Source organism: Dietzia sp. SYD-A1, assembly GCF_015356725.1.
In the GTDB taxonomy this organism is placed as follows: domain Bacteria; phylum Actinomycetota; class Actinomycetes; order Mycobacteriales; family Mycobacteriaceae; genus Dietzia.
Map to the genome: position 1 here is coordinate 1 of NZ_JADDKI010000089.1, position 11,990 is coordinate 11,990.

At 70.8% G+C, this 11,990-nt stretch carries 13 protein-coding genes; 7 read left to right on the forward strand and 6 right to left on the reverse strand.

Translation table 11 applies throughout. The annotated features are described in order from the left end of the window. The coding region (locus tag IY392_RS04560; RefSeq protein WP_375292888.1) for a protein kinase at positions 1-930 on the reverse strand (930 nt) is incomplete at its 3' end. Positions 931-1,043: 113 nt separating this feature from the next. Here IY392_RS04560 and IY392_RS04565 point away from each other — a divergent pair. Further along, complete coding sequence (locus IY392_RS04565; RefSeq protein ID WP_194860626.1) at positions 1,044-1,412, forward strand: Rv2175c family DNA-binding protein; 369 nt, start codon at positions 1,044-1,046, stop codon at positions 1,410-1,412. Here the strand turns inward: IY392_RS04565 and mptB are convergent. Continuing rightward, positions 1,381-2,931 carry a polyprenol phosphomannose-dependent alpha 1,6 mannosyltransferase MptB gene (gene mptB, locus IY392_RS04570; protein WP_309234006.1) on the reverse strand — a complete coding sequence of 517 codons (1,551 nt, stop codon included), beginning with the start codon at positions 2,929-2,931 and terminating at the stop codon, positions 1,381-1,383. The genes IY392_RS04565 and mptB overlap by 32 nt on opposite strands. A gap of 2 nt (positions 2,932-2,933) precedes the next feature. Then, positions 2,934-4,013: a polyprenyl synthetase family protein gene (locus IY392_RS04575; RefSeq protein WP_107756205.1), complete on the reverse strand. Its 1,080-nt coding sequence runs from the start codon at positions 4,011-4,013 to the stop codon at positions 2,934-2,936. 95 nt (positions 4,014-4,108) lie between these two features. Between IY392_RS04575 and metF the strand changes: the two genes are divergently transcribed. Then, the gene (gene metF / locus IY392_RS04580; protein WP_194860627.1) at positions 4,109-5,086 is read left to right on the forward strand and encodes a methylenetetrahydrofolate reductase [NAD(P)H]; all 978 of its coding nucleotides are present in this window, start codon (positions 4,109-4,111) and stop codon (positions 5,084-5,086) included. A 56-nt stretch (positions 5,087-5,142) separates the two neighbouring features. Here metF and IY392_RS04585 read toward each other — a convergent pair whose 3' ends face one another. The 3 genes from IY392_RS04585 to IY392_RS04595 are packed head-to-tail and all read right to left on the reverse strand — an operon-like array spanning position 5,143 to position 8,037. After that, positions 5,143-5,871 (reverse strand): LppM family (lipo)protein, encoded by a 729-nt coding sequence (locus IY392_RS04585; RefSeq protein ID WP_107756206.1) that lies wholly within the window; start codon positions 5,869-5,871, stop codon positions 5,143-5,145. Then, a complete protein-coding gene (locus IY392_RS04590) occupies positions 5,868-7,454 on the reverse strand; it encodes an NAD(P)/FAD-dependent oxidoreductase (RefSeq protein ID WP_194860628.1) in 1,587 nt (528 codons plus the stop codon). Before IY392_RS04590 ends, IY392_RS04585 begins: the two co-directional genes overlap by 4 nt. After that, a complete protein-coding gene (locus IY392_RS04595; RefSeq protein WP_107758054.1) occupies positions 7,438-8,037 on the reverse strand; it encodes an N-acetyltransferase in 600 nt (199 codons plus the stop codon). Before IY392_RS04595 ends, IY392_RS04590 begins: the two co-directional genes overlap by 17 nt. A 92-nt stretch (positions 8,038-8,129) precedes the next feature. On the opposite strand from IY392_RS04595, the gene IY392_RS04600 reads away from it, so the two are divergent. The 5 genes from IY392_RS04600 to IY392_RS04620 all read left to right on the forward strand — a co-directional run. After that, entirely contained in the window at positions 8,130-8,534 is a 405-nt protein-coding gene (locus IY392_RS04600) for an SAV_6107 family HEPN domain-containing protein (RefSeq protein ID WP_194860629.1), read from the forward strand. A 176-nt stretch (positions 8,535-8,710) separates the two neighbouring features. Further along, positions 8,711-9,118: a DUF3040 domain-containing protein gene (locus tag IY392_RS04605; RefSeq protein WP_194860630.1), complete on the forward strand. Its 408-nt coding sequence runs from the start codon at positions 8,711-8,713 to the stop codon at positions 9,116-9,118. A gap of 529 nt (positions 9,119-9,647) precedes the next feature. After that, positions 9,648-10,124, forward strand: coding sequence for a division/cell wall cluster transcriptional repressor MraZ (locus tag IY392_RS04610; RefSeq protein ID WP_107756210.1), 477 nt, complete (start codon positions 9,648-9,650; stop codon positions 10,122-10,124). Between the two features lie 205 nt (positions 10,125-10,329). Further along, positions 10,330-11,352: a 16S rRNA (cytosine(1402)-N(4))-methyltransferase RsmH gene (rsmH, locus tag IY392_RS04615; protein ID WP_107758055.1), complete on the forward strand. Its 1,023-nt coding sequence runs from the start codon at positions 10,330-10,332 to the stop codon at positions 11,350-11,352. Beyond that, the coding region (locus IY392_RS04620; RefSeq protein ID WP_194860631.1) for a hypothetical protein at positions 11,349-11,990 on the forward strand (642 nt) is incomplete at its 3' end. The genes rsmH and IY392_RS04620, both read left to right, overlap by 4 nt.

Genomic DNA, 11,990 nt, shown 5'->3' on the forward strand with positions numbered 1-11,990 from the left:
GTCGGGCGCCGATCGGGCGGCGGCAGCCCGGGCCCTGGACCAGGACGACTGCTGCGGTGCGGGGACGACGTAGGTGGGGAACCGTCCGATCTCGGCGGCCCGGTCGAGGTCGTCGAGCATCTCCGCCGCGTCCGGGTACCTGTCCTCGCGGCTGCGGCGCGTCGCCCGGAGGACCAGGTGGTCGAGGTCCTCTGCCACGGAATCGGACTGGTCGGACGGGGCGGGGACGTCGGTGTCCAGGCGACGGTAGGCCACGGCGATCGAGTTGTCCCCGCTGAACGGGGGTTCCCCGGTGAGCATCTCGTAGGCGAGGACGCCGAGTGAGTAGAGGTCGGAGCGTCCATCGGTGTCGGTTCCGGAGATCTGCTCGGGGGAGAGGTAGGCGGCGGTGCCCATCACGACACTCCGGGAGGTCGCTCTGGACTCGGCCACCGCACGCACGAGGCCGAAGTCGGCGAGCTTGACGGCACCGGTCGTCGAGATGAGGACGTTCTCGGGCTTGATGTCGCGGTGCACCAACCCGGCCGCGTGAGCCTCGCGCAGAGCGCCGAGCAGTGGGCGCAGTACGGCGGCGGCCGCGTAGGGGGGCATGGGTCCGCGCTCGTCGAGGAGCTCGCGCAGGGTCCCGCCCGGGACCAGTTCCATGACGAGGAAGGCGGTGTCCCCCTCGACCCCCTGGTCGAAGACCTGGACGATGCCCGGGTCGGACAGCCGAGCGGCCGAGCGGGCCTCGAGGGTGAACCGGTCGACGAAGGCCCGATCTCCGGCGAGGGCGGGATCCAACAACTTGACGGCGACGTGACGGTCGAGCCGTTCGTCAGTGGCCAGGTGGACGATCGACATCCCGCCCCGGGCGATCACGGCGTCGAGCCGGTAGCGCCCGTCGAGCACCGTGCCCGGCCCTGGAAGCTGCCCGTCGTGAGTGGTCATGGAGTCCATTCTGCCCGCCGGCGTCGCGATATCGGCATGCGACCGGGCGGCGCGCCCGGCAGGGGTCCCCGCGGTGGTGACCGCCGGGCCTCGCTGGGACTAACGTGGTCGCCGTGAGTACCGTTCCGCATTGTGATGACGTCCTGCCCGGGGGCATCGAGACGATCAATCTGCCCGAGGTGTCGAGTCGACTGGGGATCCCGGTCACCCGTGTACACGACCTGCTGCGCGAGGGGGGACTGATCGCCGTCAAGCGTGGCGGCGTGGTGGTGGTCCCCGCGGTCTTCCTGGACGACGACGACGAGGTGGTGCGGTTCCTGCCCGGTCTCGTCTCGGTCCTGCGGGACGGCGGCTACCGCGACGAGGAGATCCTGCGGTGGCTCTTCACGGAGGACGACAGCCTGCCGGGTCGGCCCGCGGACGCACTCCACGGTCACCGCGCCCGGGAGGTCATCCGGCGCGCTCAGGCGATGGCGTTCTGATCCCGCTGGTGGTCCGCCACCACCACCCGGCCACCGCCAGGGAGGCGAGCACCGCGACCCCGGAGAGCACCGGGCTGTAGAGGCTGGTCGATCCGTTGGGTCCTATCGCCATGACCAGGAACACGGTCGTTCCGACCGCGGCGGTGGTGGCTCGTGGCCCCGGCCTCGCCAGAACCCAGAACGCGGCCACCCACACGTAGTACCAGGGCCAGGCGAGCGAGTTCAGTACGACGAAGGCCAGCAGCGCCAGCATGATTCCCCGCAGCGCCGTCCTCCGGTCCCGGCGATGGAGCCACCACACCGCCACCAGCGCCACGGCGAGGACCACCCGCCCGACCTGTCGTGCCACCGCCAGCACGTCCTCGAACCCGGGGGAGTCGGTGACCGCGTGGATGAGATGCGCTGCCGCCGTCGGTGCGCTGAGGTAGTTGATCACCCTGTCGGACACGGCGATCGCGTCGAACCATCCGACTCCGGTGCCGGACCCGAGGGTGGTCAGCCCGAGCACGGCCATCCCGACCGCCGCGGCCAGCGCCGTGTCGCCGAGCGCCCTGAGCGTCGGTCTGGCGACAGCCGGGTCGTCGCGGCGTCGCGACAGCGTGATCCACAGCAGGAACGGGGCCACGATCACGGCGGTCGCCTTGAAGGCCACTGCGATCCCGATCGCCGCCCCCGCCCAGGTCACGCGACCGTCGAGGGTGAGGACGACCGCCCCGAGGCAGGCGACGAGCGGGAAGATCTCATTGTGCAGCCCGCCCGCCAGGTGGATCACGGCGAGTGGCGACGCGCACGCCAACCAGACCGCGGCCGCCGCGTCGACGCCGGTCCGGCGAGCGGCCATGACGAGCAGAACGGTCAGTGCGGCCAGTGCGGACAACACCGCGACGCGCAGGATGACGATCCCCACCGCCGGGTGGCCGCCGGACACGGCCACCACGCCCCTCATGAGCAGCAGGTGGAGCGGACCGTACGGAGTGGCGGTCGACTGCCAGTCGGGGCTGACCTCGTCCGAGAACGCGCCCGGGTTGGCCTCGGGACCGAACTCGTAGGGATCGACGCCCGCGGCGGTCATCGCCCCCTGGGCGAGGTACGACCAGGCGTCGCGGCTGAACATCGGCACCGCGGGCAGTGTCGGAAGCGACCACAGCGCAGTGGCCCACACCGCGTCCCGCGTGGGGAGCCGACCGGACAGCGCCCGCGGTCCCAGCGCGAGCCAGCCGCTGAAGAGCAGCGCGATCCCGATCCAGCACAGCGTCAGCGCCAGGATCTCACCGTGACCGAAGGTGAACCCGAGCAGTCCGACGGCGACGGCGGGTCCACCGTCCACCGGCAGTGCCCCGGCGCCGAAACCCCCGAGCGTCAGGAGTGCGGACCCGAGCATCCCGCGGTACAGCGCGGGACCGGAGGGCCCGGTGAGGGCCGAGCGCGCAGAAGAGGTGAGCGAGCGGGCGGCGCGCGTCGGCACCGACGGATCCGACTCGTGGGACGTGACGGCCCCCGGGGTGGGATCAGGCGCCACCGTCACGACCGTCGACGGGTGGCGGCCTCGGCCAGGGCGCGGAGTGTGACCCGACCGTGCTCGCTCACCGCGTCGGAACCGATCGCGTCCAGGGCCCGGACCGTGAAGGTGTCGATCTCCGCCTCGACGGAGGCCACCGCACCGCAGTCCACCAGTATCCGGCGCGCGCGCTCGAGATCGGCGGGGTCGAGATCGGTGCCCAGGACCGAGAGCAGGAATTCCGCCTCCCCGGTCGGCGCCAGCGCCGTACCGCGGGCGAGCAGGAGGGTCCGCTTGCCCTCTCGGAGGTCGTCCCCGGACGGCTTGCCGGTCACCTCCGGATCACCGAAGACGCCGAGCATGTCGTCACGGAGTTGGAACGCCTGCCCCACGGCCACCCCGAACTCGCGCAGCGCCGTGACGGTGCCCGGCTCCGCCCCGGCGAGCGCGGCACCGATGTGCAGGGGCCGTTCGACCGTGTATGCGGCCGTCTTGAAGCGGTTGACCCGGGCCGGCGTCTCCTCGTCGGTCGCACCGGAGGACTCGGCGAGGATGTCCAGCATCTGCCCCGAGAGCACCTCGGTCTTCATGGCGTACCACGGCTCCAGTGCGCGGCCGAGCGCGGTGGGGTCGACGCCCGAGGTCACGAACATCTCGTCCGCCCAGGCCAGTGCGAGGTCCCCGACGAGAATCGCCTGCGACACGCCGTACCGGGCGGGGTCTCCGGACCATCCCAGGTCGCGGTGTGTCGCCTCGATCGAACGATGGACCGTCGGTCGGCCGCGACGGGTGTCCGAGGCGTCCACGATGTCATCGTGGATGAGGGCGCAGGCCTGGATCAACTCGAGTGCGGCGCAGGCCGTGAGGATCTCATCCGGGACCGTCGCGTCCGCCGGGCTCGCGGCCGACCACCCGGCCAGGCCGAAACGGGGTCGGATCCGTTTGCCGCCGTTGAGGACGAAGTCCGACAACCGTCCCGCGAGGGCGTCGACACGGTCGTCGACCCCTGACACCACCCGCCGCCGCTCGTCGAGATGGCGGCGGAGGGCGCCGAGCACCCGTTGCGCGTCGTCCGGACGAGTCGCCGTGACCACGGTCACCATCCCTTCGGGGCGCCGCCGCCCGGCAGCCCTCGTGACCGTGATCCTAGTCGCCGGGCGGGGGTCGGGACCGGCGCGTGTCGGGCTACCCTGGTCCGGTGACCCAGCTACCCCACCTCGTACCGGCGGGCGGCGACCGACACCCGAGCATCGTGGACCGCATCGCCTCGTCGCGCACCCCCAGGGTGCCGTTCTCCGTGGAGTTCTACCCACCCCGGGACGAGGCCGCGGAGGCCCGTCTGTGGCGCGCTGCCTCGGTGTTCTCCGAATTGGGGGCGGCGTTCGTGTCCGTCACCTACGGTGCGGGCGGCTCCACCCGCGACCGGACCGTCAAGGTGGTGGAGAGGGTGGTCCGGGAGACCGACCTGGTCCCCATCGCGCACCTGACGGCAGTGGGCCATTCGATCGCCGAACTACGCGAGATGATCCAGATGTACGCCGACGTGGGGGTCACCAACATCCTCGCGCTCCGGGGCGATCCCCCCGGTGACCCGCTCGGGGACTGGACGCCGCATCCCGAGGGTCTGCACTACGCGGAGGAGCTCGTCCGACTGATCCACGAGGTCGGTGACCTCCACGTGGGCGTCGCCTCCTTCCCCGAGGGTCACTACCGGGCGCGCGACCTCGATCACGACACCGAGATCCTGCTCAACAAGCTCCGCGCCGGCGCCGAGTACTCGATCACGCAGATGTTCTGGGATGTCGAGCACTATCTGCGCCTGCGGGATCGACTGGAGTCCGCGGACCCGGAGCAGGCCGTCAAACCGGTCATCCCCGGGCTCATGCCGGTGACGAGCCTGCGTCAGGTCCGCCGCATGGTGGAGCTGTCCGGGTGCGCACTGCCGGACGGACTGTCCGACAGGCTGCGTACGGCGGCGGGGGACGGCCCCGAGGAGAACCGTGCCGCGGTGCGTGAGGTGGGGATCGAGTTCGCCACGGAACTCTGCGAGCGCCTGATCGCCGAGGGCGTGCCGTGCCTGCACTTCAACACCCTGAACTTCTCCCGCGCCACCCACGAGGTGCTGGCCAATCTCTCGATGGTCCCGTCGCCGGACGTGGCGGCGAGCGGGGTCTGACACCGCCCGCTCCGTTCTGTCGCGGGTGCCCGCGCTGTCGCGGGGGCCCGGGCGGGTCAGCGCACGAGGCGGTCCGAGCGGGCGCGGGAGGTCCGGGCGGCGAGGATCGTCCCGATCGACACCAGCAGGGCCGCGCCGATCCCGACGATCATCCATACCGCGAACCCGCGGGTGGCGGGATCCGGGTAGGACGAGGACGCCTGCATCCGGGTGATGGAGCCCGGCGCCGGCGTCCAGCTCACGGAGTTGCCCCCACCGAGCGTGCCGTTAGTCTCGCCGATACGGTTGGGGAAGGTGAGGTCCACACGCGTGGTCGCGGACTCCGCGCGGTCCGCGGGGATCCCCGAGAGGTCCACCGAGCCCGTGAATGACACCGTGTCGCCGCTCCGCCGGAACCCCAGGGTGTAGGGACGGGCGCCCTCGACCTCGATGGCCAGGGACAACGCGTCGACCTCCGCGAAGGTCAGCTGGGTGAAGTAGATCTCCCTGCCGGTGAAGCCGTCCGCGGAGTAGGCGGTGATCCTCACCTTCTGCTCCAGGCCGGACGGAGTCGACAGCCGGTCCAGCGCCGCCGTCTGCGCCGGCTGGTCACCGGCCACCAGTATGCGACCCGAGACGGTGTCGTCCTTCCGCACACTCATCTGCGCGTTCAGCTGGAGACACCCGGTGAGGACGAACAGCATCGTCACCAGGGCGGTGACGCCCACGATCCGGCGGCCCGCGGGGGAGCGCGGGGCCGTCACGGGGTTGGTCGCTGTGCCGCTCGGTTCGATCACGGTCGTCATTGTGCCCGCGTGCGGAGCCGACGCCGCGTCGACGTGCCGAGTCGGCGACCGACGAGACGTGCCACCGTCCTGCCGCTCGTGCCGATGACGCCGCCGCCGGGATGGGTGGAGGCGCCCGCGAGGAACACGCCGTCGGCGCCGGGGACGGTGTGTCCGGCCAGATCCGGGTGGGGTCGCATGGGGAGCATCTGGTCGAGGGACATCTCCACGTGCATCACGTTGCCCCCGATCAGGCCGAGCTCGGTCTCCAGGTCCTGAGGTGTCTGGACATGGCGGTGGACGATGGAGTCGGTGAGCCCGGGCGCGAAGCGCTCCGCGGCCGCGATGATCCGGTCCGCCTCCCCGGGACCCGCCTGCGACCAGGAGCGCCCGTCCGCGAGATGCCGTGGGTGCCATTGCGACCACAGTGTGAGCTCGTGCCGGCCCGCCGGCGCGAGCGAGGGGTCGAGCGAGCTGAAGCTCATCGCGAGGACGGCGGGATCCGCGTCGAGCCGTCCGGCCGCGGCGACCCCGTACCGGTGGTCGAGTCGGCGACGGTCTGTCACGAGCAGTTGCAGCCCGTGCGAACTGGTCGTCGTGGGCACTCCCGGGTAACGCGGCAGATCCGTCGTGCCCAGCCGGACGACCATCCCCAGCCCGAACCCGGGGCGGATCCTCCGGCGCCAGGCGTCGAGTCTCGCCGCGGGGAGTTCGTGGGAGAGGAGGTCGAGCGTGGTGTGGACGTGACAGGCCGCGACGACGGCCGAACAGTGCAGTGACCGGCCCCCCGCGGTCTCCACCCGCCACCCGGACCCCGCGCGGCGGATCGCCGTCGCTCCTGCACCCGCGGTGACCGATCCACCAGCGGCACGGACGGCGGACACGAGCGCGTCGGCGAGCGCGCCCGACCCGCCGATCGCACGGCCGGGAGGGGTCTGGTGCATGAGCGCCGCGAAGCCGATCATCGGCGCGGTGCCGGCATGGGACATCGGTGGCCCGGACTGCGCGCCGAACCAGGACAGGGCGGCCTTCAGCCGCTCGGACGTGAAGGTCTGGTCGAGCAGGGCGTCGCCGGAGGACAGGAAGGTCTGGACCGCGCCGAAGGGATCCCGGAGATCGTCCCGACCGAGGAACGCCGCTCCCAGTCGGGACGCCGTGGGACGGACGCCGAACCCCTTCATCATCCGTCCGGCCAGGACCCCCCACCGGCGGACGAATTCGCGGTACGCGCGCGCATCCGTCTCGCCGCAGGCGGCGGCGATACTCGCGCAGGTCAGGTCGAGGTCGCGATGGAAGACGATCGGGGGGTCGTCGCTGCCCGGCGGGGCGGGGGCGAATCCCCACGGGTCACAGTCCACATACCTGAGGCCGTGAGCGGCGAGGTCCAACTCTTCCGGGATACCCGTGTGTCGGATCATCAGGTGCGCTGACGATCCACGATCCGTGCGGTGGCCGGGATAGCGCTCGACCGTGGAGGTGGCACCGCCCAGGACCGTGTCCTTCTCCACCACGTGGACGTCGAGGCCGGACCGCGCGAGATACGCGGCGCAGATGAGTCCGTTGTGACCGGATCCGATCACCACGACGTCATGACGGTTGTTCACGCGAGCCTCCGTGCTGGGTGAGGGGGAGCGGACGCGACAGTACGGCGAAGGGCCGGGCGTCGCCTTCGAACCTGTAGGCCCTGAGTACATCCGAGAAGCCCAGCGACCGGTACAGCCGCCACGCCCCGTTGGCCTCCTCGGGGACCTCGGGGGTCGAGAGCAGCACGGATCGCTCCGTACGGTCCGCCAGGAAGCGGCGGAGCAGCTCCGTCCCTATCCCGCGCCCCTGATAACGGGGGGATACGTGGAGTTCCGTCAGTTCGACATAATCCGTCGGCAGCTGTCGACCCTGATCACTCAGGCCCCGGGCGACCTGCTCGTACCACCACTGACCAGGGGCGCCCCGGTAGCCATAACAAATGGCCACCAGCGGCCCACGGGCGTGACCGAGAAACCGTCGACGCGGCGACTCGAAGGCCGCGACCCCGGACCACCCGTCTCGGTGACTGTGCTCCATCCACGCGGGGGCCCGGGATCGGATCACCTGGGGCGGGTAACCCATGGCGTCGACGTAGACACCGAGCGCCTCGGGCAGTCGGTCTCGGAACTCGCCGGCGTCCAGGCTGGTGATCACGGTGTCCATCCACCCCATCTCATCACGTGCGCGCGTTCGCGACCGGGATTGTGTCGTACCCCGCCGATACCGTGAGCCGCAGAAGGGGAGGTGCAGGGCAGATGGGTTCGAGAACGCCGGTCCGTACGCCAGCCGGGGGTGCCGTCGGGTTCCTCGGTCGAGCGGAGCGCGCCGAGATCCACCGGGGCCGGGCCGTGGCCGCGACGTCCCCCGCCGACCGGTTTCTCGAGTCGTACCGCGCGGCGAGGTCGGCGGCGGCGGCGCTCGTGTCCCCGGGGCCGCGTCGTCGTGGACCTTCCGATGTTTGGCACAGACTCGCCGCGGAAGTGCCCGAATTGGCGGAATGGGCCTCCGCGTTCGGCGGTTACTCGACCCTCGCCGCCGCCGTGGAGGACGGTCTGCCCCGCGACGTCTCACACTGTATGGCGGACGATTTCCTCTGGGCGGTCGGCCGATTCCTGGACCTGGTGGACGAGCGGTTGGGGGTTCTGGGGCCGGCGGCGTGACGCCGTGGACGACGGGTGGGGCAGGCTTCCCGTCGTCACGCGGAATCGCGGTGGTCACCACCGCGTTGCGCTCGTATGATGGGAGGAACCCTCGACCGGCCGATCCCCGTAGACTGTCCACGTCACACGGCCGAGCCGGCCGAGCTCGTAAGCACGAGCGTTCTGAGGAGGTCGCAGTGCCCCTGTCCGAGCACGAGCAGCGCATGCTCGACGAGATCGAGAATGCGCTCTACGCCGACGACCCCAAGTTCGCGTCGTCTGTTCGAAAGACCGGTGGGGCCGGTGGTCGGCGACCCGCCGGTGTAGTAGTGGTCCTCGGTCTCGTGGGGGTCGCGCTCCTAGTGGGCGGGCTGGCGCTCGACTTCAAGCCCGGCGGTTTTCCCGTCCTCAGTCTGGTGGGTTTCCTCGTGATGTTCGCGGCCGGTGTGATGGCTCTTCGTTCGGCGCCCTCCACGGGGTCGTCGACCGCGGCCTCCGGTGGAACCCGGGTGCCGGGTGCGGGGAAGTCGTCCACCAAGGGGGCGGAAGGCCAGAGTTACTCTTCTCGCATGGAAGACCGCTTCCGCCGTCGGTTCGAGCAGTAGCCACGACGTCTGACGAGCTCCGGGGAGGGGCGAGCGCATCGGCGCTCGCCCCTCCCTCCTATTTGCGAGGTTCGGGCCCGCTCCTGAGGTAGCGGTGTCCGAGGTATCGGCCCGCTTCCGAGCGCCGGCCCGCTCCGCTCCGCCTCTCTGGCGACGAACCACTCCTGTGGCTCCGCACGTGTCTCGGCGACCGTCCTGCTCGATGTCATCCGAGAGTCCGGCGGGCGAGTTGGCGACGACCGTCCCCACCACTCGCGCCCCCGCTCTCCACTTTGCCCCACCAGCATCCGTCCGGTAATCCCACGGATGCGCTCGAGTCACATCAACCACAGACAACCACCGGAAATGCGTCCGTGTGGGTGCGCCACGTTAGGTTCCGGTAGCGGAGTTGTCCCGCTCTTGCGCGGTCTGAACTGCAAAGACTTCCCAAGGTGGGGAGAAGTGGGGCGCAGGCCTTGTTTGTGGGGCATTGTGGGGTACAGTGGGGGATGCGAGGAGCTCGAAGGGGCCTGATCCCAGGAGGTGGCGGGTGACCGACACCGACCCCAACGACTCCGAGCGCGAACGAGCCTTCGTCGGGTACGGGACGCACCGTCCCAAGCTCGACGACAAGGGACGGCTGACGATCCCCGCCAGGTTCAGGCCAGGCCTGTCGGACGGGGTGGTGGTGTGTGGGTGGTTCACCAACACGCTCTCGGTCTTCCCGGAGCGCGAGTTCGACGCGCTGGTCAGAAAGGTGCGGCCGACCGCCAACCTCAGCGAGAGGCACATGGCGTTCTTCCGGCTCCTGGTGAGTGGCGCGGAGGTTCAACAACTCGATTCACAGGGGCGGATCTCCATCCCGGTGAGTCAGCGAAATTACGCGGGCCTCGGCAAGGACTGCGTGGTCAACGGCCTGGGGGAACGCCTCGAGGTCTGGGATGCAGACGCCTGGGACCGCTACAGCGCGGAGAACCTCCCCGTGTTCTCCGAGATGGAGGGCACATCCCTGGGGATCGAATTCTGATCGCCGGGGTCGAGAACGCACTGTCGAGAGCGCATTTCGACAGCACGGCATGTGGACAGCACGAGAGCACGACGGACGGAGCCCCCCGGCCCCTGCCCGGCACCACCCTGGCGTACTTCCCCAACGCCAGGTGGGTACCGGACGGGGACCAGGGGGCTCCACCACAACCGGAGAGCCGATGGCATCCGGACGGGAGGGAGGCGACATGGCGGAAGAGCCCGGCTCCGACCGCGCCGCGGCCCGGTTCGGCCACGTCCCCGTCTTCCTCGACCGCACCCTCGAACTCTTCCGGCCAGTCGTCGACGCCGCCGCCACAGCGGGCCGCAGGCCGGTGATCGTGGACGGCACGTTGGGCTTGGGCGGACACACCTCGCACCTCCTCGCCGCATTCGACGACCTGCGGGTCGTCGGGGTCGACCGCGACCCGGACGCCCTCGAGATCGCCACCCGGAGGCTCACCGCGTTCCGGGACCGGTTCACTCCCGTGCACGCCCGGTTCGACGATCTCGACCTGATCGTGAGCAGTCTTCCCGCGGAGTCGAGGGACGACGCCGGGCCCGCGATCGACGGGGTGCTGCTCGATTTCGGTGTCTCATCCATGCAGCTCGACGTGGCAGAGCGGGGATTCGCGTACTCGGTCGACTCGCCGCTGGACATGCGGATGGACCCCACCACGGGGCCGACCGCCGCCGACATCCTGGCGGACTACCCGCGCGACGATCTCGCGAGGATCTTCAGGGTCTACGGCGAGGAGCGGTTCGCGCGACAGATCGCCTCCGCCATAGTGCGTCGCCGGGAGACCGATCCCATCTCGTCCAGCGCCCAGCTCGTCGAACTCCTCTACGACACCATTCCCCAGGGCGCACGACGCACCGGCGGGCATCCCGGAAAGCGCGTCTTCCAGGCCCTGCGTATCGAGGTCAATGCCGAGCTCGAGGCGGTGGAGAACGCGGTACCGGGGTACCTCGACCTCCTGAGGCGTGGCGGGCGGGCGCTGTTCATGGCGTACCACTCGCTCGAGGACAAGATCGTCAAGCGGGAACTCACCCTCCGGACCGCCTCGCGCACCCCGGCCGGACTGCCGGTGGAACTGCCGGGGCACGGCCCCGAGTTCGAGTCCGTGACCCGCGGGGCGGAGAAGGCGTCACAGTCCGAGATCGACCACAACCCGCGCTCGGCCTCGGTCCGGGTGCGATGCGTCCGGCGTATCGACGGGAGAACCCCATGACGAGCACCATCGACACGGCGGATCCCGCCGACAGCTCAGATACCCGGCGCGCGCCCACCGCCCCGACCGGGCGGCCCCCGGGCGTCGGGGCGGTGGGCCTGCGCCGTAAGCCGGTCACCCGCTCGGTGCGGGGGCGCAGGACGGTGGTCGTCCCCGCGGAACGACTGAGTCCTGCCGAGTTGGCGGGTCGGATCCCCTTCGTGGTGGTCATGCTCCTCCTCATCGGAACGGGCGTCGGCGGGACTCTCCTGCTGTCGGCGCAGACGACGCAGGACACCTACGACCTCAAGAACGCGCGCGACGCCAACGTGGAGCTCGTCGAGCGCATGGAGGCGCTCCGGGCGTCCAACGAGCGCGCCCGGTCGGCGGAGGTCCTGGCGCAGCGCGCCGAGAAGCTCGGAATGGTCGGGGTCGCCAGTGCCCCCATCCTCACCAGGGGGTCGGACGGTGTGATCGAGGTGGTCGGCGAGCCTGAGGCGACGCTCGGCGCGCCGGTCAGGCCGCTGCAGCCGGCTCCGGTAGGGTCCGAACCGTCGACGTCGCCCGAGCGGGGCGGATTCGACGCACCTCCCGCCCAGGCGCCGCAGGACAGGACTCCCCGCGGGGTCGCTCCCGTCCCGTATCCACCTCTCGCGGGT

Coding starts and splice junctions, on each gene's coding strand:
- IY392_RS04575 (WP_107756205.1), bottom strand. CDS start 4,013: ATGGTGACCGTGGTCACGGCGACTCGTCCGGACGACGCGCAACGGGTG.
- IY392_RS04585 (WP_107756206.1), bottom strand. CDS start 5,871: ATGACGACCGTGATCGAACCGAGCGGCACAGCGACCAACCCCGTGACG.
- IY392_RS04595 (WP_107758054.1), bottom strand. CDS start 8,037: ATGGACACCGTGATCACCAGCCTGGACGCCGGCGAGTTCCGAGACCGA.
- IY392_RS04600 (WP_194860629.1), top strand. CDS start 8,130: ATGGGTTCGAGAACGCCGGTCCGTACGCCAGCCGGGGGTGCCGTCGGG.
- rsmH (WP_107758055.1), top strand. CDS start 10,330: ATGGCGGAAGAGCCCGGCTCCGACCGCGCCGCGGCCCGGTTCGGCCAC.